The organism is Ramlibacter sp. PS3R-8, from assembly GCF_037572435.1.
In the GTDB taxonomy this organism is placed as follows: Bacteria; Pseudomonadota; Gammaproteobacteria; order Burkholderiales; family Burkholderiaceae_C; genus Ramlibacter.
Genome location: NZ_JBBHGT010000002.1, coordinates 651,447 through 672,783, shown reverse-complemented (window position 1 = coordinate 672,783; position 21,337 = coordinate 651,447). Strand labels below are relative to the sequence as shown.

Genomic DNA, 21,337 nt, shown 5'->3' with positions numbered 1-21,337 from the left:
CGCGGGGCCGGCTCCTTAAGGTTGCAACGCTCGGCTTACTTCCAGAGGGCGCACTTGCTCTCTGCCTTGGTGGTCCAGGCCTCTTCGCCCTTGAACACCTGCACCACCTTGTAGTAGTCCCACGGCTCGGTGGACTCCGAAGGCTTCTTCACCTGCATCAGGTACATGTCGTGGATCACGCGGCCGTCCGGGCGCACGTAGCCGTTCTTCATGAAGACGTCGTTGAACTTCGCCTTCTTCAGGTGCGCCAGCACCTTTTCGCTGTCATCGCTGTTCACGGCCTTCACCGCGGCCAGGTACTGCAGCGTCGCGGAGTAGTCGGCGGCCTGGATCGACGAGGGCATGCGCTTGAACTTGTCGAAGAACCGGCGGCTCCAGGCGCGCGTCTCGGCGTTCTGGTTCCAGTACCAGCTGTCCGTCAGGTACATGTCCTGCGTGGTCTTCAGGCCCAGCGAGTGGATGTCGTTGATGAACACGAGCAGGCCGGCGAGCTTCATCGTCTTGGTGATGCCGAACTCGTTGGCGGCCTTGATCGAGTTGATCGTGTCGCCGCCGGCATTGGCCAGACCGAGGATTTCGGCCTTGCTGCCCTGCGCCTGCAACAGGAAGGACGAGAAGTCGCTGGCATTCAGCGGCGCGCGCACGGACCCGGCGACCTTGCCGCCATTGGCTTCCACCACCTTGGTGGTGTCGGCTTGCAGCTGGTGGCCGAAGGCGTAGTCGGCGGTCAGGAAGAACCAGCTCTTGCCGCCCTGCTTGACCACCGCCGCGCCCGTGCCCTTGGCCAGCGCGGTGGTGTCGTAGGCCCAGTGCAGGGTGTACGGAGTGCATTGGTCGTTGGTCAGAGCGGACGTCGCCGCGCCGATCGAGATGAAGGGCTTCTTCTTCTCGGCCGCGACCTTGGCCATGGCCAGGTTGGTGCCGGAGCTCGTGCCGCCGATCAGCATGTCCACGCCCTGGGTGTCGAACCACTCGCGCGCCTTGGTGGCGGCGACGTCCGGCTTGTTCTGGTGGTCGGCGGACACCAGTTCGATCTTCTTGCCCCCGATGCTGCCGCCGGCGTCGGCGATGGCCATGCGGATCGCTTCCACGCCGGCCGGGCCGTCGATGTCGGCGTACAGGCTGGCCATGTCGGTGATGATGCCGATGCGGATCACGTCGCCGGAAAACTGGGCGTGCGCGGGAGCGCTGGCGCCGAACAGGGCGGCTGCGCCCAGGGCTACGGCAGCATGTGCCTTCTTGACTTTCATGGAGGTCTCCTTCGTTGAAAACGTTGTGGCCTAGACGCCCAGGAATTCCTGGAGCATCGCGGTGTTGGCGGCGAGTTCGCGCTGGGCGAACTCCCTGACGATCTTGCCGTGCTCCATCACGTAGAAGCGGTCGGCCAGCGGCGCGGCGAAGCGGAAGTTCTGCTCCACCAGCACGATGGTGTAGCCCTTGGCCTTGAGCGTGCGGATGGTCTCGGCCAGCTTCTGCACGATGACCGGGGCGAGCCCTTCCGAGATCTCGTCCAGCAACAGCAGCCGGGCGCCGGTGCGCAGGATGCGGGCCACCGCCAGCATCTGCTGCTCGCCGCCGGACAGGCGCGTGCCGGGGCTGGAGGCGCGTTCCTTCAGATTGGGGAACATGTCGTAGATCTCGGCCACGGTCATGCCGCCCTGGGCGATGGTCGGCGGCAGCATCAGGTTCTCTTCGGCCGACAGGCTGGCGAAGATGCCGCGTTCCTCGGGGCAGTAGCCGACGCCGAGCCGCGCGATGCGGTGCGGCGCCATCTTCACCGTCTCTTCGCCGCGGATGCGGATGGAGCCCTTGCGCGTGCCCACCAGGCCGACCAGGGCGCGCATCGTGGTGGTGCGCCCGGCGCCGTTGCGGCCGAGCAGGGCCACGACTTCACCTTCGTTGACGTGCATGTTGACGCCGTGCAGGACGTGCGACTCGCCGTACCAGGCATGCAGGTCGTCGATGCGGATGCTTTCGCCTGCAGCCATCAGTGCGCCCCTTGCAGCTCGGTGTCGGCGCTGCCCATGTAGGCCTCGATGACCTGCGGATTTTTCGACACCTCGGCATACGGGCCGTCGGCGATCACCGCGCCGCGCTGCAACACCGTGATGCGGTCGGCGATGGAGGACACGACGTTCATGTTGTGCTCGACCATCAGGATGGTGCGGCCTTGCGAGACCTTCTTGATCAGCTGCGTCACGCGGGAAACGTCCTCGTGGCCCATGCCTTGCGTCGGCTCGTCCAGCAGCATCAGGTCCGGCTCCAGCGCCATCGTCGTCGCCAGCTCCAGCGCGCGTTTGCGGCCGTAAGGCAGGTTGACGGTCAGTTCCCCGGCGAAGTCCTGCAGGTCCACCGTGTGCAGCAGTTCCATCGCCCGGCCGTGCAGGTGGTACAGCGAGCGCTCGGGCTTCCAGAAGTGGAACGAGGTGCCCAGGTTGCGCTGAAGCGCGGCGCGCACGTTTTCCAGCGCGGTCAGGTGCGGGAAGACGGCGGAAATCTGGAACGAGCGCACGATGCCGCGGCGCGCCGTCTGCGCCGGCCGCTCGTTCGTGATGTCGGTGCCCTGGTAGGTGATCTGGCCGCGCGTGGGCGGCAGGAACTTGGTCAACAGGTTGAAGAAGGTGGTCTTGCCCGCGCCATTGGGCCCGATCAGCGCGTGGATGTCTCCGCGGCGGACCTTCAGGTCCACGTTGTTGACGGCGACGAAGCCCTTGAACTCCTTCGTCAGGCCCCGCGTTTCGAGGATGGTCTCGGCGGACAAAAGCACTCCTTGTTCTTTGTTCGTGGCACGGCACGGCGCGGGGTCTTCTCAGCCCCGTCGAGGTCGCCCATGGTGGTGGGCATGCTGCAGCGCAGTAAGGGGGGAAGCCCCTAGGTAGTTTTGCGGAGCGCGGCTTCCGGCGCTGCCGGCTTGCAGAAGGCTGACTCGCGGCGCGGGCGCGCCACAATGCGGTGCACGCGACAGGAGCACGCAATGGACGAACAACGGGTCACGGTCGAAGTGGGAGCCGACGGGGTGGGCGAGGTCACGATGGTTCGCGCCGACAAGATGAATGCGCTGGACCCTGCGATGTTCCGGGCGCTCATCGATGCGATTGCCCGGCTGCGCGGCGAACCCCGCCTGCGGGCCGTGGTGGTGCATGGCGATGGAAAGGCGTTCTGCGCCGGGCTGGACAAGAGCAGCCTGCAGGGTCTGGGCGAGGGCGGCGATGGCGTCGGCGACATCGTGCCGCGCACCCATGGGCTGGCCAATGCGTGGCAGCAGGTGGCCTGGGGCTGGCGCGAGTTGCCGGTGCCCGTGATCGCGGCCGTGCACGGCGTGGCCTTCGGCGGTGGCCTGCAGATCGCGCTGGGCGCGGACGTGCGCTGCGTGCATCCGGACGCGAAGTTGTCGGTGATGGAGGTGAAGTGGGGACTGGTGCCCGACATGGCGGGTTGCGTGCTGCTGACGGAACTCGTCCGTGGGGACGTTGCGCGTGAACTCACCTTCACCGGCCGTGTCGTGTCCGGCACCGAGGCGGTTGCGATCGGCCTGGCCACGCGGGCCAGCGACGACCCCTTGGCAGACGCGCGCCGCATGGCGCGGCAGATCGCCGGCAGCAGCCCGGATGCGATCCGCGCGGCCAAGCGCCTGTTCAACGGGGCGAGTCCGGTGGACGCCGGCCGGGTGTTGCTGGCGGAGGCGTTCGAGCAGCAACGCCTGATCGGCGCCGCGAATCAGCGGGAGGCGGTGATGGCAGCGCTGGAAAACCGGGCGGCGGTGTTTTCGCAGGTCGGTTCGGGTTCGCAGGTCGGTTCGGGTTCGTAGGTCGGGTTGCGCGCGAAGCCGCACCCCGACAACGCGCGCTACGCCGGGGTTCGCTGCGCGAAACCCGGCCTACCCATCGCGGTGATCAACCGACCGACAACGGCTTGCCGCCGGCCGCGCGGGCTTCGCCGATCACCGCGGCCTGACCGAATCCATGCCGGCGAAACACCGCCATCACTTCCTCCACGCTGCCCGGCGTGCACGACACCAGCAAGCCACCGCTGGTCTGCGGATCGGTCAGCAGGGCGCGATCGATGGCGTCGACGCCTGAGCCGACCTCGACGTCGTGCCCATAGCCGCCCCAGTTGCGCTCCGAAGCGCCGGTCACGAAGCCGGCCTGTGCCAGCGCGCGCACGCCTTCCAGCAGCGGCACCTTCTTCCAGTCGATGTGCACCGACAGCCTGGCGCCGCGCGCAAGCTCCAGCGCGTGGCCGGCCAGGCCGAAGCCGGTGACGTCGGTGAGCGCATGCACGCCTTCAAGCGCCGCCAGCTCGGGGCCGGGCGTGTTCAGCTTGGTCGTCGTCGCGATCATGCGTTCGTAGCCGGCCGCGTCGAGCTTTTCCTTCTTCAGCGCCGCCGACAGCACGCCGACGCCCAGCGGCTTGCCCAGCACCAGCACGTCGCCGGCGCGCGCATCGGCATTGCGCTTCACGCGCCTGGGATGCACGAGGCCCAGTGCGACCAGCCCGTAGATCGGCTCGACCGAATCGATGGTGTGGCCGCCGGCGATCGGGATGCCGGCCGCCTTGCACACCGCCTGGCCGCCTTCGAGGATGCGCCCGATCGTGGCCGTGCTCAGCACGCTGATCGGCATGCCCACCAGCGCCAGCGCCATGATCGGCTTGCCGCCCATGGCGTACACGTCGGAGATGGCGTTGGTGGCGGCGATGCGGCCGAAGTCGTAGGGGTCGTCGACGATCGGCATGAAGAAATCGGTGGTCGCGATCAGCGCCTGCTCGTCGTTCAACTGGTAGACGGCGGCGTCGTCGGCGGTCTCGATGCCCACCAGCAATTCGGGCGGCACCGGCAGGCCGCCGGTGGTCTTGAGGATTTCGGACAGCACGCCGGGCGCGATCTTGCAGCCGCAACCGCCGCCGTGCGACAGCGAGGTGAGGCGAGGCTCGGCAGTGTGGGCCGGAAGGGCGGCGTTCATCGGTCGGATTCCAGTTCTTGCAGCAGGGAGAGGAGGGCGGCGCGCTCGTGCTCCGGGTCGAACAGCAGCGCGCGCACGGCGCATTGTGCGCGCAGGCGTGCCAGCAGGCCGCCCGCGGGGTCTTCCTGCTGGCGCTGCCGGCAGGCCATCAATTGCCGAGCCAGCGCCGCGCCGTCACCGGCCGGAAAGTAGCCTTCGTAGGACGCGCCGAGCATGCCGACATTGCCCGGCACGCGGCTGGCCAGCACGGGTGTGCCGCAACGCACGGCTTCCATGATGACGTGGGCGCCGCCTTCGAGGGTGCTGGTGTGCACCAGCACATGCGCCGCGCGGATCGCTTGCAGGGTTTCCTGGTGGGGCAGGGCGCCCAGCCAGCGGTAGCCCGGACAGTCGTGCTGGGTGGCCAGCGCTTGCGCCGCGAGACCGGGCTCTGCCGTGCCGTCGCCGACGTGCGTGATGCGGATGCCGGCGCTGCCTGGCACGCGGCGTGCCGCATCGAACAGGGTGTGCGGCGCCTTCACCGCGCGCAGGTGGCCCACCATCACCGCGTCCAGCGTCCCGGGGGACTTCGGCAGCGCGGGCCATGCCGCCGTGGACGGGTAGATGACGCGCGTCTTGTCGCGATGCGCGCGTGGCAGCGCTTCGGCGCCGCATTCCTGCAGCACCACGAGCCGTTGCGCCAGCACCAGCGAGCGCTGCGCCGCGGCATCGTCGGCGATGTCCTGGTAAAGGTCCGTTCCGGTCAGCACCACGGCGAGTCCCCGGCCCGGATGCGCCGCCGCCCACGCCGCGATGGCGGCGGCCGAACGGCGCGCATGCAGCGCCAGCATCAAGGTGTCGGACGCCGGCGCGGCGGCCGGCCACTCGCGCGCAATCCGGGTGGCGTAGCGCGGCGCGAGCAACTCCGCCCAGCGTTGCGCCGTGCGCCAGTTGCCGTTGTTGGCGTCGGCCAGCGCCGGGCTTACGATGACCACCAATGGACGGGACATCACGCGGTTATAGCGCGCCGGCGACGGCCCAGGCGCTGGCCTTGCGCCAAGGCGCGCCTGCGGACGTTCGGGCAGCGCTGCTGGCGGCTCGAGCGCGGACGCTCAGGCTGGCCGAAGACTTTCGTGCCGCGCTCGGGGCATCGCCGCAACTGCCGTATGCCCAGGAGATCAATCCGCCGCTCTGGGAGCTCGGACACGTCGGCTGGTTCCAGGAATGGTGGACGGCGCGCAATCCCGAGCGGCACCTTGGCGTGCGCGCGAACCCGGAGGCGACCCGGCGACCCTCCCTGCTGCCGCAGGCGGACGCCTGGTACGACTCCAGCCACGTCGAGCATCGCCTGCGCTGGCAGCTGCCGCTGCCGGACCGCGATGCCACGCTGCGCTATCTCGCGAACTCCTTCGCACAGACGCTGCAGTTGCTGGACGAACTGCCGGCCGATGCCGGCGACGATGCGCTGTACTTCTTCCGCCTGGTGGCGCTGCACGAGGAGATGCATTCGGAGGCTGCCGTCTACATGGGACATGGCCTGGGCATTCCGCTGTCGGAGAACGACGCGCCACCGTCAGCGGGCAGCACGGCCGAAATCCCGATCGGGGCAGCCTCCTTCGAGATGGGCTGCAACACCCGCGGCTTCGCGTTCGACAACGAGCTCGGCGCGCACACCGTGGCGCTGGCGCCTGGCGCGATCGATGCGGAGCCGGTCACGTGGGGCGCCTACCTGCCGTTTGTGCAATCCGGCGGATACGAGGACCCGCGCTGGTGGTCACCGCAAGGCCGCGCCTGGCTGAACGGCGTGGGCCAGCGCGGGCCCGCCGGCCTGAAGCGCGACGGCGCCCGCTGGCAGCAGGCCCGCGCCGGGCAGTGGCACGCGGTGCAGGACGACGAAGTCGCCGTGCACCTCAGCGCCCACGAAGCCGACGCCTGGTGCCGGTGGGCCGGGCGGCGGCTGCCGACCGAGGCCGAATGGGAGTGGGCGGCAACCACGCAACCCGGTTTTCGCTGGGGCCAGGTGTGGGAATGGACGGCCAGCCGGTTCGAGCCGTTCCCCGGCTTCGCGCCGCATCCGTACCGGGACTATTCCGTCCCCTGGTTCGGCACCCGGCGCGTGCTGCGCGGCGCTTCCCGCGCCACGTCGCCGGCGCTGGCCCATGCCCGCTATCGCAATTTCTACGAGCCCCACCGCCGGGACATCTTCGCCGGCTTCCGCAGTGCCCGGGCGCCGGACGCTCCCTTGCGTTCTGGGGTGTAATCGCGCCTCCTCCCCCGACCCATCGAACCGCCATGCACACTCTCGCCCGACGCCTGTTCCTCACCGTTGCACTGCTTGCGGCCGCCGCCGGCGTGCACGCGCAGCAGCAGGTGTTCCGCATCACCGCCATCCCCGACGAATCTCCGACCGAGCTGGCGCGCAAGGCCGCGCCGCTGGTGAAATACCTGGAGCGCAAGCTCGGCGCCAAGGTCGAGTTCACCCCGGTGACCGACTACGCCGCCGCCGTCGAGGCGCTGGTGAACAAGCAAGTGGACCTGGCCTGGTTCGGCGGCTTCACTTTCGTGCAGGCCAACCAGCGCTCCGGCGGCAAGATCATCCCGCTGGTGCAGCGCGAAGAGGACGAGAAGTTCCGCTCCGTCTTCATCACGACGAATCCCGCCATCAAGTCGCTGGCCGACCTGAAGGGCCACGACTTCAGCTTCGGGTCGCAGTCCAGCACTTCGGGCCACCTCATGCCGCGCAGCTACCTGCTGGCCGGCGGTATCGACCCCGACAAGAACCTCAAGCGCGTGGCGTACTCCGGCGCGCACGACGCCACCGTGGCGGCCGTCGCTTCCGGCAAGGTCGCGGCCGGCGTGCTGAACATCTCGGTGTGGGACAAGCTGGTCGCCGACAAGAAAGTGGACCCGGCCACGGTGCGCGTGTTCTACACGACGCCTGCCTATTACGACTACAACTGGAGCGTGCATGCCGACATGCCCGCCGCCCGGCGCGAGGCCCTGGCCCGCGCGTTCACCGAGCTGACGCCGGCCAGCGCCGAAGGCAAGGAGATCCTGGAGCTGCAACGCGCCACCCGCTTCCTGCCCACCTCGGTCGACAACTACAAGGGCATCGAAAGCGCGGCGCGCAACGCGGGACTGTTGAAGTGACGCTGGCCGAGTGTTGTCGGGGCGCGCTGCGCGCACCCCGGCCTGCGAAGGTCGAGTGTCGGAAGGCATGAAAGTCGCATTGCATGCGGTGTCGGGCCGGCATCCGGCCGCGGCGGCGTCTGCCGCGCCGGCGCTGGACGGCGTCGACCTGGAGATCGGGTCGGGCGAGCAGCTGGCGGTGATCGGCCCCTCGGGCGCCGGCAAGACCACGCTGCTCCACCTGGTCGCCTGCGCATTGCGGCCCTCGTCCGGAACGGTGTTGCTGGAGGATCGGGATCCCTGGACGCTCGGCGGTGGGGCCTTGCGGCGCGTGCGCGGCAGCCTGTTCCTGGCGCCGCAGGTGCCGCCGCTGCCGCCGCGCCAGCGCGTCGTGACGGCGGTGCTGGCGGGGCGCCTGCCCCAGGTGTCGCTGTGGCACAGCCTGCGCAGCCTGGTGTATCCGACCGGCATCGCGCAAGCCGACGCCGCGCTGTCGCGCTTCGACCTCTCCGACAAGTTGTTCGCGCGGGTGGACCGGCTCTCGGGCGGTGAACGCCAGCGCGTCGGGCTCGCGCGTGCACTGCTGTCGCAGGCCCGCCTGCTGCTGGTGGACGAGCCGCTGTCGGCGCTGGACCCGGCGCGCGGTGCGCAAGCGGTGGCGACGTTGACGCAGGCCGCGCGCGAGTCGGGCGCCACGCTGGTGGCCACGTTGCACGACGTGCCGATGGCGCTGCAGAGTTTTCCGCGCATCGTCGGCATGCGCGCCGGCCGGGTGGTGTTCGACCTGCCGGCCGCCGACGTGACGGCGCAGTTGCTGCAGGACCTGTATGCGCAGGAGGCACAGTCCGAGCCCGTGCTGCCCGTCGACGCGCTGGACGCTGCGCGGCTGCCCGTGGCGATGACCTGCCGCTGAAGCGATGGCCGCCGTCCTGCCGCCGCGCCCCGCCACGCGCGACCCCGCCTGGATCGGTCGCGTGGGGTGGGTCCTGGCGGCGTGCGTGCTGCTGTGGCCCCTGCTGGAGTGGACCGAGTTCAAGCCCTGGACGCTGCTGGCGCCGGAGAGCCTGAAGCCGACGCTGGGCTTCCTGGCAGGCTTCGTGCCGCCGCGCATGGATGCCGCTTTCCTGTGGCTCGTGGCGCGCGAGACCTGGCGGACCATCGCCATCGCCACCGCCGGCCTGGCCCTCGCGCTGGTGCTGGCCTTGCCGTTGACGCTGCTGTCGGTGCGGGCGCTGTCACTGTCGGGGCTGGCCGGACGCATGGGACTGCTGCCGGCGGCGCTGCGCTTCGCGGTGCGCGCGCTGATGGTGGTGCTGCGCAGCGTGCCGGAACTGGTGTGGGCGCTGGTGTTCGTGCGCGTCGTCGGCCTCGGTCCCACCGCTGGCGTGCTGGCCATCGCACTGACCTATGGCGGCATGCTGGGCAAGGTGTACGGCGAAATCCTGGAAAGCGGTGATGCGCACGCGGCCAGCTCGCTGCTGCGCAACGGCGCGGGGCGGCTGCAGGCTTTCTTCTACGGGCTGCTGCCGCAGAACGCGGCGGAGCTCACCAGCTATACGGTGTACCGCTGGGAATGCGCGATCCGCTCGTCCGCCGTGCTCGGGTTCGTCGGCGCCGGCGGACTGGGGCAGCAGATGGATTCGTCGATGAAGATGTTCAACGGCGGCGAGGTCAGCACCATGCTGCTGGTGTTCGTGCTGCTGGTCGCGGGCACCGACCGCCTGAGCGCCTGGCTGCGGCGCGTGCTGGCCTGAGGACGAGCGCATGGCCCGCACCCCGCTCCCCACAGCCGCCAACGAGGTGTACCGCCTGCCGCCGCCGCTGTTCAGCGCGCGTTGCCGGGCCTGCTGGTTCCTGGCCGCCGTCATCGCCCTCGTGGCCGCGAGCTTCTGGTCGCTGGACCTGCAGTGGGCGCGCTTCCTGTCCGCCGACGCATTGCGTCGCATGGGGCGCTTCGCCGCCGAACTGCTGTCGCCCAATGTCGAAGCCGGCTTCCTGCGCAAGCTGCTGCCGGCCGCGCTGGAGACGCTGGCGATGTCGCTGCTCGGCACTTTGCTTGCGGTGGTGGGCGGCCTGTTGCTCGCGCTGCCTGCCAGCAAGCTGCATGCCGAAGACCCGGCCCGCTGGCGGGCCGTGGCGCGCCTGTTGCTGAACGTGCTGCGCAGCGTGCCGGAACTGATGTGGGCCGCGCTGCTGCTGATCGCCGCCGGCCTGGGCCCGCTGGCGGGCACGCTGGCCCTGGCGCTGCACACCACCGGCGTGCTGGGCCGCCTGTTCGCCGAGAGCATGGAAAACGCGCCGGCCGGACCCGGCTTTGCCTTGCGCGTGCGCGGCGTGCCCGAAGGCCGGGTGGTGCTGTATGCGACGCTGCCGCAGATCCTGCCGCAGCTGATCAGCTATTCGCTGTACCGGTGGGAGAACAACATCCGCGCCGCCGCGATCCTGGGCGTGGTGGGCGCGGGCGGCCTGGGGCAGATGCTGGCCTTCCATCTCGGCCTGTTCCAGATGGCCGAGACCGGCTCGGTGCTGGCGGCCATGTTCCTGCTGGTGGCGCTGGTCGATGTGGCCAGCTATGCGGCGCGGCGTGCGCTTTCCCGTTGATCTGCGACGTCCTTTTGCAAAGGGGTCGCGCTCGCGAGCGCGACCCTCCCCCTCGGTTAAGCTCCTAGGCCTCAGCGTCCCCCGGCGGTCCCCATGCTCGAGCTCAGCGAAAAGCGCATCACCGGTCCCATCATCCGCCTGCACCCCAACGACAACGTCGTGGTGGCGCGCATCGAAGTGGGCATCGGCACGGCGGTGCCGAGCGAAGGGTTCACCAGCCGCAGCCAGGTGCCCGCGGGCCACAAGATCGCCGCGCGCGCCATCCGCGCGGGCGAACCCATCCTCAAATACAACGTGTGCATCGGCTTCGCGGCCGCCGACATCGCACCCGGCACCTACGTCCATTCGCACAACGTGAGCTTTCGCGAATACAGCCGCGACTACGCCTGGGGCGAGGACTATGTCGAGACGCCGGTGCTGCCGGAGGCGCAGCAGGCGCGCTTCATGGGTTACGTGCGCCCGGACGGTGAGGTGGGCACGCGCAACTTCATCGGCATCCTGTCCACGGTCAATTGCTCGGCCACCGTCGTGCACAAGGTCGCCGAGTGGTTCACGGCCGAGCGGCTCGCCGACTTCCCCCACATCGACGGCGTCGTCGGCCTGTCGCATGGCCTGGGCTGCGGCATGGAAATGAGCGGCGAGCCGATGGACCTGCTGCGGCGCACCCTCGGCGGTTTCGCCAGGCACCCGAACTTCGCCGGGGTCCTGATCATCGGCCTGGGCTGCGAGCGCAACCAGCTCTCGGGGCTGCTGGCCAAGGAAGGGCTGCAAGCCAATCCACGCCTGCAGACCTTCGTGATGCAGGAGACCGGCGGCACCCGCAAGACCATCGAGGCAGCGGTCGCCGCCGTGCAGCAGATGCTGCCCGCGGCCAACGCCGTGCACCGCGTGCCGGTGTCGGCGCGGCACCTCAAGATCGGCCTGCAGTGCGGCGGCTCCGACGGCTTCTCGTCCATCACCGCCAATCCGGCGCTCGGCGCGGCGATGGACATCCTGGTGCGGCATGGCGGCACGGCCATCCTGTCCGAGACGCCGGAAATCTACGGCGTGGAACACACGCTGACCCGGCGCGCGGTCAGCCGCGCCGTCGGCGAGAAGCTGATCGAGCGCATCCGGTGGTGGAAGGACGAATACTCACCGGGCCGCGATGTGCAGATCAACGGCGCGGTGAGCCCGGGCAACAACACCGGCGGCCTCGCCAACATCTTCGAAAAGTCGCTGGGCTCCTCCATGAAGGGCGGCACCACCGGGCTGATGGAGGTGTATCGCTACGCGGAGCCGGTGCGGCAACACGGCTTCGTCTTCATGGACACGCCGGGCTTCGACCCGTGCTCGGCCACCGGGCAGATCGCCGGAGGCGCCAACATGATCCTGTTCACCACCGGCCGCGGCTCCATGTTCGGCGCCAAGCCGGTGCCCTCCATCAAGCTCGCCACCAACACGCCGATGTTCCGCAAGCTGGAGGAGGACATGGACTTCAATTGCGGCGAAATCCTCGACGGCACCAAGACCATGCCCGAGACCGCCGAGGGCATCTTCCAGATGGTGCTGAAGGTGGCCTCGGGCGAGCGCTCCAAGAGCGAGTTGCTCGACCTGGGCGACCACGAGTTCGTGCCGTGGAACATCGGGGTTGTGAGCTGACGACATCTCCCTGCGCCCTGTATAAGAGTTTCCAACGACAGCAACCCAGAGACAGCCCACATGAAATCCATCGCTCGCCGCGCCGTTTGCGCCGGCTTCATCGCCGCAGCCCTGCTGCCCGCCGCGGCCCTGGCCGCCTGGCCGGAGCACCCGATCAAGCTGGTGGTGCCTTATCCGCCCGGCGGCGCCACTGACGTGATCGGCCGCATCGTCGCGCAGCGCCTGGGCGCGGCCCTCGGCCAGAACGTGCTGATCGACAACCGCGGCGGCGCCGGCGGCAACATCGGCGCGGACCTGGTCGCCAAGGCGAAGCCCGATGGCTACACGCTGCTGATGGGAGCGATCACCTCCCATTCGACGATGGCGCGCCTGGAGCGCGGCAAGCTGGCCTATGACCTGCAGAAAGACCTGGTCCCGGTGCAGGTGGTGGGCTTCGTGCCGCTGGTGTTCGTCGTGCACCCGTCGGTTCCGGCCACCACCTTCCAGCAGCTGGTGAGCTTTGCGAAGTCCAATCCCAAGAAGCTGACTTACGCATCTTCCGGCGCCGGCGCGCCCCAGCGCATGGCGGTGGAGATGTTCCGCGTGCAAAGCGGCGCCGACATGATCCACGTGCCGTACAAGGGCAGCGGCCCGGCGATGACGGACCTGGTGGGCGGGCAGGTGCTGATGGCGGCCGAAACGGTGCCGGCGGCGCTGCAGCAGGTCAAGGCCGGCAAGCTGCGCGCGCTGGCGGTCACCACGCCGCAGCGCATCTCGATGCTGCCGGACGTGCCGACGGTCAACGAGTCGGGCTGGAAAGACTTCGACGTGGTGTCGACCTTCGGCGTGCTGGCACCCGCGGGAACGCCGGCCGACGTGATGGCGCGCCTGAACGCCGAGATCGGCAAGATCATGCTCGACCCGGCGGCCAAGGAGCAGTTCCTGCAGCAAGGCGTGTACGTGTTGCCGCCGCAGTCGCCGGCGCAAGCCAGCGGCCGCCTGCAGGCGGAGATGGCCAAGTGGTCCAAGGTGATCGACGAAACCGGCGTGAAGGCCGACGAGTGATGCGCCGCACGACGAACGAAGAAGTGACGACATGACGAAAGACGCAGACGACCCGTCCGGCATGCGCAAGGGCCTGGTGAACTACGGGGACGCGGGGTTCTCGCTGTTCCTGCGCAAGGCCTTCATCAAGGGCTCGGGCCTGACGGACCATGCCCTGGACCGGCCGGTGATCGGCATCACCGACACCGGCAGCGGCTACAACCCCTGCCACGGCAACATGCCGCAGCTGCTGGAGGCGGTGCAGCGCGGCATCATGCTGGCCGGGGGCCTCCCGGTGAAGTTCCCGACCATCTCGATCGGCGAGAGTTTCGCGGCGCCGACCAGCATGTACCTGCGCAACCTGATGTCGATGGACACCGAGGAGATGTTGCGCGCGCAGCCGATGGACGCGGTGGTGCTGATCGGCGGCTGCGACAAGACGGTGCCGGCCCAGTTGATGGGCGCGGCGTCCGCGGGCTTGCCCGCGATCCAGCTGATCACCGGCTCCATGCTGACGGGTTCTCACCGCGGTGAAGTGGTGGGCGCCTGCACGGATTGCCGCCGCTACTGGGCGCGGTTTCGTGCCGAGGACATCGACGCGCAGGAGATCGCCGACGTCAACGACCAGCTCGTGCCCAGCGTCGGGACGTGTTCGGTCATGGGCACGGCAAGCACCATGGCCTGCGTCGCCGAAGCACTGGGCATGACGGTGCCTGGCGGCGCCACGCCGCCCGCCGTGACGGCGGACCGCATGCGCGTGGCGGAGCTCACGGGTTCCACCGTCGTGCAGATGGCGAAGAGCCGGCTGGGCATCGAACGCATCCTGACCGAAAAGGCATTCGAGAACGCGATGCGCGTGCTGCTCGCCATCGGCGGCTCCACCAACGCCATCGTGCACCTGACCGCCATTGCGGGACGCATGGGATTCGAGGTGGACCTGAAGGCGCTGGACCGCATGGGCCGCGAGACGCCGGTGCTGGTGGACCTGAAGCCCTCGGGCGCGCACTACATGGAGCACTTCCACGCGGCAGGCGGCATGACGACGCTGCTGCGCGAGCTGCAACCGCTGCTGCACCTGGACGCGCTCACCGTGACCGGCCGCACGCTGGGCGAGGAGCTGGAGCGGGCGCGCCCTTCGTTCCCGCAGGACGTCGTGCGGCCCCGCGACAACCCGATCTACCCGCAGGGCGGCATCGCCGTGCTGCAAGGCAACCTGGCGCCCGGCGGCGCGATCATCAAGCAGTCGGCCGCCGACCCGAAACTCATGGAGCACGAAGGCCGCGCCGTCGTGTTCGAGGGGCTCGAAGATCTCGCCAACCGCATCGACAGCGACGACCTCGACGTGAATGCCGACGACGTTCTGGTGCTGAAGAACATCGGCCCCAAGGGCGCGCCAGGGATGCCCGAGGCGGGCTACATCCCGCTGCCGCGCAAGCTGGCGCGGCAGGGCGTGAAGGACATGGTGCGCATTTCCGACGGCCGCATGAGCGGCACGGCCTTCGGCACCATCGTCCTGCACGTCACGCCCGAGTCCGCCGTCGGCGGGCCGCTGGCGCTGGTGCGCAACGGGGACCGCATTCGCCTGTCCGTCACCGCGCGCGAGATCGCGCTGCTGGTGAGCGAAGAGGAACTGGCGCGCCGCGCGCAGCAGCAGCCCGTGCAGGTGCCGCGCGCCGACCGCGGCTACCACAAGCTGTTCCTGGAGACGGTGATGCAGGCCGACAAGGGCGCCGACTTCGACTTTCTTGCTGCGCCGCAGGTGCGGGGCCGCGTGCCACGCGGTTGAGGAGTGTGACCGGTATTGCGTGAAGAGGAGAGCTGACCCATGTCCAAGCGTGTCTTTCTTGCCATCGCGATGGCTGCCGCTGCGCTCAGCGCGTTGCCGCTGCCCGCCCTGGCCCAGTCCGACTATCCGAACAAGCCGCTGAAGCTGATCTCGCCCTTCCCGGCGGGCGGCACCAGCGACGTGATGGCGCGCATGCTCGCCGAGGAACTGGGCAAGCAACTCAAGCAGCCGGTGCTGGTGGAAAACGTCGGCGGCGCCGGCGGCGTGATCGGCACCGATCGCGCCCTCAAGGCGCCGGCGGACGGCTATACGTTGATCCAGACCGGGGTGGGCCAGAACGCTGTCGCGCATGGCATCAACACCAAGGTGCCTTACGACTCGAACCGGGACTTCATCCACCTGACGCAGGTGCACTCCGGTCCCAATGTGCTGGTGGCCCATCCCTCCGCGCCCTTCAACACCTTCCAGGAGTTCCTCGCCTACGGGCGCGCGAACCCGGGGAAGCTGAACTACGGGTACACGCCGGCGGCGTCGGGCCACATGGCGATGGAGTTGCTCAAGCAGACGGCCAGCACCTGTGCGGGAGTGAAACGGGAGAACTGCAAACCGCTCTTCATGGTGGGCATCCCGTACCGCGGCGGCGGCCCGATGATGACGGACCTCCTGGGCGGCCAGATCCCGGTGATGTTCATCAACCAGGACGTCGCGCTGCAGCACGTCAAGGCCGGCAAGCTCAAGGCGCTGGCCGTGAGCAGCCTGCAGCGCAACCCGCTGTACCCGGACGTGCCCACCATCCACGAGGCGGGCTTCCCCGGCTTCAGCGCGCTTTCCTGGTCGGGCGTTTCGGTGGCCAGGGGCACGCCCAAGCCCATCGCCGACCGCCTCGAGGCGGCGCTGGTCGCGGCGATGAACACGCCCGCCATTCGCCAGCGCATGGAGTCGCAGGGCTTCGTCGTGCCCGCACCGGGCGCGGCGGCCTATACCGATTTCGTCGCCAAGGAACACGAGCGCTGGGTGCGCGTGATCAAGGTCGCCGGCATCAAGGAAGAGTGACCCCCACCGATGACCCGCAAGACCTACGAAGAACTGCGCAGCGCACGCTGGTTCGCTCCCGACGACCTGCGCTCCTTCGGCCACCGCTCGCGCGCGATGCAGATCGGCTACGACCATGCCGACTGGCAGGGCAAGCCCGTCATCGCCATCCTCAACACCTGGAGCGACATCAGCACCTGCCACTCGCACTTCAAGCAGCGCGTGGAGGAGGTCAAGCGCGGCGTGCTGCAGGCCGGCGGTTTCCCGCTGGAGCTGCCGGCGATCTCGCTGTCGGAGAGCTTCGTCAAGCCCACGACGATGCTCTATCGCAACCTGCTGGCCATCGAGGCGGAGGAGCTGCTGCGCAGCCACCCCATCGACGGCGCCGTGCTGATGGGAGGCTGCGACAAGACCACGCCGGGACTGCTGATGGGCGCATTCAGCATGGGGCTGCCCTGCATCTACATGCCGGCCGGGCCGATGCTGCGCGGCAACTGGAAGGGCCACACCCTCGGGTCCGGTTCGGACAGCTGGAAGTACTGGGACGAGCGCCGTGCCGGCAAGATCACCGAGACCCAGTGGATGGAGATCGAAGGCAGCATCGCCCGCAGCGCCGGCACCTGCATGACCATGGGCACGGCGGCGACCATGATGGGCATCACGGAGGCGCTGGGCCTCACGCTGCCGGGCGCATCGAGCATCCCCGCGGTGGACGCCAATCACCAGCGCATGGCCACCAACTGCGGCCGCCGCGTCGTGGAGATGGTGTGGGAGGACCTGACGCCCGCGAGGACGCTCACGCGCAAGAACTTCGAGAACGCGATCACCGTGGCCATGGCCGAGGGCTGCTCGACCAACGCGATCATCCACCTGGTCGCCATGTCGCGCCGCGCGGGCGGCGAGTGCGCCGTGACGCTGGACGACTTCGACGCGTTCTCGCGCAAGGTGCCCGTCATCGCCAACATCCGGCCGAGTGGTGACAAGTACTTGATGGAGGACTTCTACTACGCCGGCGGGATGCGCGGGCTGATGAAGACGCTGGCCGACGGCGGCCTGCTGCATCTCGATGCGATGACGGTCACCGGCCAGACGCTCGGCGCCGGGCTCGAAGGCGCGGAGGTCTACAACGCCGACGTGATCCGGCCCTTGTCGAACGCGATCTACAACGAAGGCGCGCTCGCCGTCCTGCGCGGCAACCTCGCGCCCGAAGGCTGTGTCATCAAGCCCAGCGCCGTGGCGCCGCACCTGCTCAAGCACACCGGTCCCGCGCTGGTGTTCGACGATTACCCTTCGATGAAGAAGGCGGTGGACGATCCGGATCTCGACGTCACGGCCGACCACGTGATGGTGCTGCGCAACGCCGGCCCGCAAGGCGGCCCCGGCATGCCGGAGTGGGGCATGCTGCCGATCCCGACCAAGCTGGTGAAGCAGGGCGTGCGCGACATGCTGCGCATCAGCGATGCGCGCATGAGCGGCACCAGCTACGGCGCGTGCGTGCTGCACGTGTCGCCGGAGTCGTTCGTCGGCGGCAACCTGGCCCTGGTGAAAACCGGCGACCTCATCACGGTCGATGTCGAGCAGCGCACGATCCACATGGAAGTCAGCGACGAGGAGCTCGCGCGGCGCCGCGCGGCGTGGAAGGCGCCGGAGCGCCGCTACCAGCGCGGCTACGGCTACATGTTCAGCCAGCACATCCTGCAGGCGCACGAGGGCTGCGACTTCGACTATCTCGAAAGCGCGTTTGGCGCGCCCGTGGACGAACCCGCCATCTTCTGAGAGGACACCGCGATGACCCATCCCTTCTCCCGTCGCGCCACCGTGTGTGCGCTAGCTGCGGCGGCGCTGTTCGCAGGCCATGGCGCGCTGGCCCAGTCCGCGTGGCCCGCGCGGCCGGTGACCATCGTGGTCCCGTTCGTGGCCGGCGGCGGCACCGACATCGGCACGCGCATCGTGGCGCAGAAGCTGTCGGTGTTGTGGGGGCAGTCCGTCGTCGTGGACAACCGGGGTGGCGCCGGCGGCAATGTCGGCCTGGACCTGGTGTCGCGCGCCAGGCCGGACGGCTACACGCTGCTCACCGGCAACGTCGGCACGCAGTCGATCAATCCGACCCTCTACAAGAAACTCAGCTACAACGCCGACACGGCCTTCGTGCCGATCGGCCTGTTCGCCGAACTGCCGTTCGTGCTGGCCGTGACGAATTCGCTGCCCGCCAACAACGTGCGCGAGCTGGTCGCGCTGGCGAAGGCGGCGCCGGACAAGTACGCGTATGCCAGCTCGGGCAACGGTGGCTCGCCCCACCTTTCCGGCGAGACCTTCAAGCTCGCCACCGGCACGAAGCTCCTGCACGTGCCGTACAAGGGCGGCGGCGCGGCCATCACGGACCTGATCTCCGGCAACGTGCACATGCTGTTCGCCTCCGTCCTCGAGCTGTCCGCCCACATCAAGGCGGGCAAGCTGAAGGCGTTGGCCATCACGAGCAAGCAGCGCGTGCCGGCGTTGCCCGACGTGCCGACGCTGCAGGAGGCGGGTGTGACGGGCGCCGAGTCCGGCTCCTGGCTCGGCCTGCTGGCGCCCGCCGGTACGCCGCAGGCGATTGTCGACAAGGTGTCGCAGGACCTGCAGAAAGTACTGGCCATGCCGGATGTGCAGCAGCAGTTGCTGGCCCAGGGCGCCGTGGCGCGCGGCGGCTCCCCCGCCGACTTCGCTGCCCTGATCGCCACCGACCGGCAGAAGTACGCGCGCATCATCACCGAGAACAACCTTTCCGCGGACTGACCATGGCCCTGAATCCGGAAACGAAATCCAGGTTGATGGGGGTCAGCACCGCAACGCTGTGCACGGCCCTGTTCAAGCGCGGGCTGCGCAACCAGTTCATCCAGGACGTGCATCCCCTCAATGCGGGGCTGCCGAACATGGTGGGCGAAGCCTTCACGCTGCGCTACATCCCCGCGCGCGAGGACCTGAACCCGATCAGCGTGTTCCAGGACCGCAACCATCCGCAGCGGCAGGCGGTGGAACGCTGCCCGCCCGGCGCCGTGATGGTGATCGACAGCCGCAAGAACGCGCGCGCGGCATCCGCCGGCGGCATCCTGGTCAGCCGCCTGATGGTGCGCGGCTGCGCGGGGGTGGTCACCGACGGCGGCTTTCGCGATTCGCCCGAGATCGCCGCGATGCCCTTCGCGGCCTACCACCACCGTCCGAGCGCGCCGACCAACCTGACGCTGCACCAGGCGCTGGACATCGACGTGCCGATCGGCTGCGGCGATGCGCCGGTGTTCCCAGGCGACATCATGGTGGGCGACCGCGAAGGCGTGGTGGTCCTCCCCGCGCACCTGGCCGACGAGATCGCGCAGGAGGCGTTCGAGATGACCGTCTTCGAGGACTTCGTGGCCGGCGAGGTGATGAAGGGCCGCAGCATCCTGGGCCTCTATCCGCCGACCGATCAACAGGCCAGGGACGATTTTGCCGCCTGGCGCAAGGCAAAAGGGCGCTAGGCGAGCGCGGCCCACTCCGGCCCGCATTCCGCGGTGATGACCAGCGGCCCTTGCGCCGTCTGCAACTCCAGCCGCTGCGCATGCAGCCACAGGCGCGCGACACCCAACCGCTGCGCGACTGCGCGGTTGTGCGCACCCTTGCCATGCGTCGCGTCGCCCACCAGCGGATGCGCGATGTGCTTGAAGTGGCGGCGGATCTGGTGGCGCCGGCCCGTCAGCGGCTCCGCGGCGACCAGCGCATAGCGGCTGGTCGCGTGGCGCAGGTCGACGCTGAAAGGCCACTCGAAGCAGGCGAGTCGCTCGAAATGCGTCACCGCTTCCAGCCGCGGCTGTCCCGTCGACGGCAGTTCCGGGTCGCGTGCCAGCGGCTGGTCGATCACGCCGCGTTCCCCGGGCCAGCCACGCACCAGCGCCAGGTAGCGTTTGCGCACGCGGCCCTGCGCGAACGCGAGCCCCCACTCGCGTGCCGAGTCCGCATGGCGGGCGAAAAGCAGCACGCCGCTCGTGCCCTTGTCCAGGCGATGCACCGGAGCGACCGGCTCGCCCAGTTGCGCCCGCAACAATTCCACGGCATTGATGCTTTCATGCGCATCGAGCGCACTGGCATGCACGAGGAGGCCGGACGGCTTGTCGATCGCGACCAGACTGTTGTCACAGTACAGCACGCGCAGCGAAATACGTGATTTTTCCGTAGGCATCGGTAGGATGATTCCCACAGGAACGGTGGAGAAGTCTGTGGAAAAGCTGGTGGGCATCTACGCAAGGCCGCGCCAATGCTTGCTTCCGTTACGGTGACCATTCTGCAGGCAGAGCCCACCCGAACCGCGCGATTTTTCCTCGGCGAGAGCGATCAAGGACCCATGAGCAGCGACAGCCGCCCTTCGAATGCACGTTTCGCCCGGGGGCTGGCCCGGGCCTTCGCCGGCGCCATCCTGTTCGTGCTGCCCCTGCTCATGACGATGGAGATGTGGTGGCTGGGGTTCGGCATGCCGGGCTGGAAGCTGGTGCTGTTGCTGGTCCTGTTCTTCCCTTTCCTGGTCGTCCTGTCCTGGCATTCCGGGTTCGAGCCGACGTTCAGCTGGCGCGACGACGTGGTCGACGCGCTGGTTGCGTACGCCGTCGGCTTCTTCGCATCGGCGCTGGTGTTGGGTCTCCTCGGCGAACTGCAGTCCGGCATGTCGATGCGCGAGATGGTGGGCAAGGTGTCGCTGCAGGCCGTGCCGGCCAGCATCGGCGCATTGCTGTCGCAAAGCCAGCTCGGCGAGCGCGACGACGCGCAGGCCACGCGAGGCGGCGTGGCGACTTACTGGAGCGAATTGTTCATCATGCTGGTCGGGGCCCTGTTCCTGGCGTTCAACCTGGCGCCGACGGAGGAGATGGTGCAGATCGCGGTGAAGCTGTCGGACCTGGCCACCTGCGGCCTGATCCTGGCTTCACTAATCCTCATGCACGTTTTCGTCTACGGCGCGGCTTTCCGCGGCCGGCCGGACGACCACCGCAATGCCTCGCGCCTGAGCGTGTTGCTTCGGTTCGGCGTCGTGGGCTACTCCCTGGCCTTCCTGGTCAGCGCATACATGCTGTGGACCTTCGGGCGTCTTGACGGCCTCGCGCTCGCGCCGGCGCTGCAAGTCATCGCCGTGCTCGCTTTCCCTGCGGCCATCGGTGCGGCCGCTGCGCGCCTCATACTGTGA

Annotated in this window: 20 protein-coding genes; 14 read left to right on the top strand and 6 right to left on the bottom strand. The window is 68.9% G+C overall.

Features of this window, described 5'->3' with window-relative positions:
• Window positions 1-35: 35 nt before the first annotated feature.
• Genes WG902_RS11125 through WG902_RS11115 form a run of 3 tightly spaced genes read right to left on the bottom strand, consistent with a single transcriptional unit; the run spans window position 36 to window position 2,761 of the window.
• Window positions 36-1,250: an ABC transporter substrate-binding protein gene (locus WG902_RS11125; RefSeq protein WP_340060120.1), complete on the bottom strand. Its 1,215-nt coding sequence runs from the start codon at window positions 1,248-1,250 to the stop codon at window positions 36-38.
• A 30-nt stretch (window positions 1,251-1,280) separates the two neighbouring features.
• Entirely contained in the window at window positions 1,281-1,988 is a 708-nt protein-coding gene (locus tag WG902_RS11120; protein WP_340060119.1) for an ABC transporter ATP-binding protein, read from the bottom strand.
• Window positions 1,988-2,761: an ABC transporter ATP-binding protein gene (locus WG902_RS11115; protein ID WP_340060118.1), complete on the bottom strand. Its 774-nt coding sequence runs from the start codon at window positions 2,759-2,761 to the stop codon at window positions 1,988-1,990. The genes WG902_RS11120 and WG902_RS11115 overlap by 1 nt, the downstream gene beginning before the upstream one ends.
• Window positions 2,762-2,974: 213 nt before the next feature.
• Here WG902_RS11115 and WG902_RS11110 point away from each other — a divergent pair, with 213 nt between their 5' ends.
• Complete coding sequence (locus tag WG902_RS11110) at window positions 2,975-3,808, top strand: crotonase/enoyl-CoA hydratase family protein (protein WP_340060117.1); 834 nt, start codon at window positions 2,975-2,977, stop codon at window positions 3,806-3,808.
• Window positions 3,809-3,893: 85 nt separating this feature from the next.
• Here the strand turns inward: WG902_RS11110 and selD are convergent, their stop codons facing one another.
• Window positions 3,894-4,961: a selenide, water dikinase SelD gene (selD, locus tag WG902_RS11105; protein ID WP_340060116.1), complete on the bottom strand. Its 1,068-nt coding sequence runs from the start codon at window positions 4,959-4,961 to the stop codon at window positions 3,894-3,896.
• A complete protein-coding gene (gene senB, locus WG902_RS11100; RefSeq protein ID WP_340060115.1) occupies window positions 4,958-5,950 on the bottom strand; it encodes a selenoneine biosynthesis selenosugar synthase SenB in 993 nt (330 codons plus the stop codon). The genes selD and senB overlap by 4 nt, the downstream gene beginning before the upstream one ends.
• Here senB and senA point away from each other — a divergent pair.
• The 12 genes from senA to WG902_RS11040 all read left to right on the top strand — a co-directional run bounded on the left by senA (window position 5,938) and on the right by WG902_RS11040 (window position 19,646).
• Complete coding sequence (gene senA, locus WG902_RS11095) at window positions 5,938-7,200, top strand: selenoneine synthase SenA (RefSeq protein WP_340060114.1); 1,263 nt, start codon at window positions 5,938-5,940, stop codon at window positions 7,198-7,200. The genes senB and senA overlap by 13 nt on opposite strands.
• Before the next feature lie 32 nt (window positions 7,201-7,232).
• Window positions 7,233-8,090 carry a putative selenate ABC transporter substrate-binding protein gene (locus WG902_RS11090; RefSeq protein WP_340060113.1) on the top strand — a complete coding sequence of 286 codons (858 nt, stop codon included), beginning with the start codon at window positions 7,233-7,235 and terminating at the stop codon, window positions 8,088-8,090.
• Between the two features lie 67 nt (window positions 8,091-8,157).
• Window positions 8,158-8,982 carry a phosphonate ABC transporter ATP-binding protein gene (locus WG902_RS11085; RefSeq protein ID WP_340060112.1) on the top strand — a complete coding sequence of 275 codons (825 nt, stop codon included), beginning with the start codon at window positions 8,158-8,160 and terminating at the stop codon, window positions 8,980-8,982.
• 4 nt (window positions 8,983-8,986) lie between these two features.
• Window positions 8,987-9,823, top strand: coding sequence for a PhnE/PtxC family ABC transporter permease (locus WG902_RS11080; protein WP_340060111.1), 837 nt, complete (start codon window positions 8,987-8,989; stop codon window positions 9,821-9,823).
• Window positions 9,824-9,833: 10 nt separating this feature from the next.
• Window positions 9,834-10,670 carry a phosphonate ABC transporter, permease protein PhnE gene (gene phnE, locus WG902_RS11075; protein ID WP_340060110.1) on the top strand — a complete coding sequence of 279 codons (837 nt, stop codon included), beginning with the start codon at window positions 9,834-9,836 and terminating at the stop codon, window positions 10,668-10,670.
• A gap of 93 nt (window positions 10,671-10,763) precedes the next feature.
• Window positions 10,764-12,311, top strand: coding sequence for a UxaA family hydrolase (locus WG902_RS11070; protein WP_340060109.1), 1,548 nt, complete (start codon window positions 10,764-10,766; stop codon window positions 12,309-12,311).
• A gap of 60 nt (window positions 12,312-12,371) precedes the next feature.
• Window positions 12,372-13,355: a tripartite tricarboxylate transporter substrate binding protein gene (locus WG902_RS11065; RefSeq protein ID WP_340060108.1), complete on the top strand. Its 984-nt coding sequence runs from the start codon at window positions 12,372-12,374 to the stop codon at window positions 13,353-13,355.
• Window positions 13,356-13,386: 31 nt separating this feature from the next.
• Entirely contained in the window at window positions 13,387-15,120 is a 1,734-nt protein-coding gene (locus tag WG902_RS11060) for an IlvD/Edd family dehydratase (protein ID WP_340060107.1), read from the top strand.
• Between the two features lie 39 nt (window positions 15,121-15,159).
• Window positions 15,160-16,173 carry a Bug family tripartite tricarboxylate transporter substrate binding protein gene (locus tag WG902_RS11055; RefSeq protein ID WP_340060106.1) on the top strand — a complete coding sequence of 338 codons (1,014 nt, stop codon included), beginning with the start codon at window positions 15,160-15,162 and terminating at the stop codon, window positions 16,171-16,173.
• A 9-nt stretch (window positions 16,174-16,182) separates the two neighbouring features.
• Complete coding sequence (araD, locus tag WG902_RS11050) at window positions 16,183-17,928, top strand: L-arabinonate dehydratase (RefSeq protein ID WP_340060105.1); 1,746 nt, start codon at window positions 16,183-16,185, stop codon at window positions 17,926-17,928.
• 12 nt (window positions 17,929-17,940) lie between these two features.
• Window positions 17,941-18,927 carry a Bug family tripartite tricarboxylate transporter substrate binding protein gene (locus WG902_RS11045; protein ID WP_340060104.1) on the top strand — a complete coding sequence of 329 codons (987 nt, stop codon included), beginning with the start codon at window positions 17,941-17,943 and terminating at the stop codon, window positions 18,925-18,927.
• 8 nt (window positions 18,928-18,935) lie between these two features.
• Window positions 18,936-19,646 (top strand): ribonuclease activity regulator RraA, encoded by a 711-nt coding sequence (locus WG902_RS11040; RefSeq protein ID WP_340060190.1) that lies wholly within the window; start codon window positions 18,936-18,938, stop codon window positions 19,644-19,646.
• Here the strand turns inward: WG902_RS11040 and WG902_RS11035 are convergent.
• Entirely contained in the window at window positions 19,643-20,344 is a 702-nt protein-coding gene (locus WG902_RS11035) for a pseudouridine synthase (RefSeq protein ID WP_340060103.1), read from the bottom strand. The genes WG902_RS11040 and WG902_RS11035 overlap by 4 nt on opposite strands.
• Window positions 20,345-20,506: 162 nt before the next feature.
• Between WG902_RS11035 and WG902_RS11030 the strand changes: the two genes are divergently transcribed.
• The gene (locus WG902_RS11030) at window positions 20,507-21,337 is read left to right on the top strand and encodes a TIGR02587 family membrane protein (protein WP_340060102.1); all 831 of its coding nucleotides are present in this window, start codon (window positions 20,507-20,509) and stop codon (window positions 21,335-21,337) included.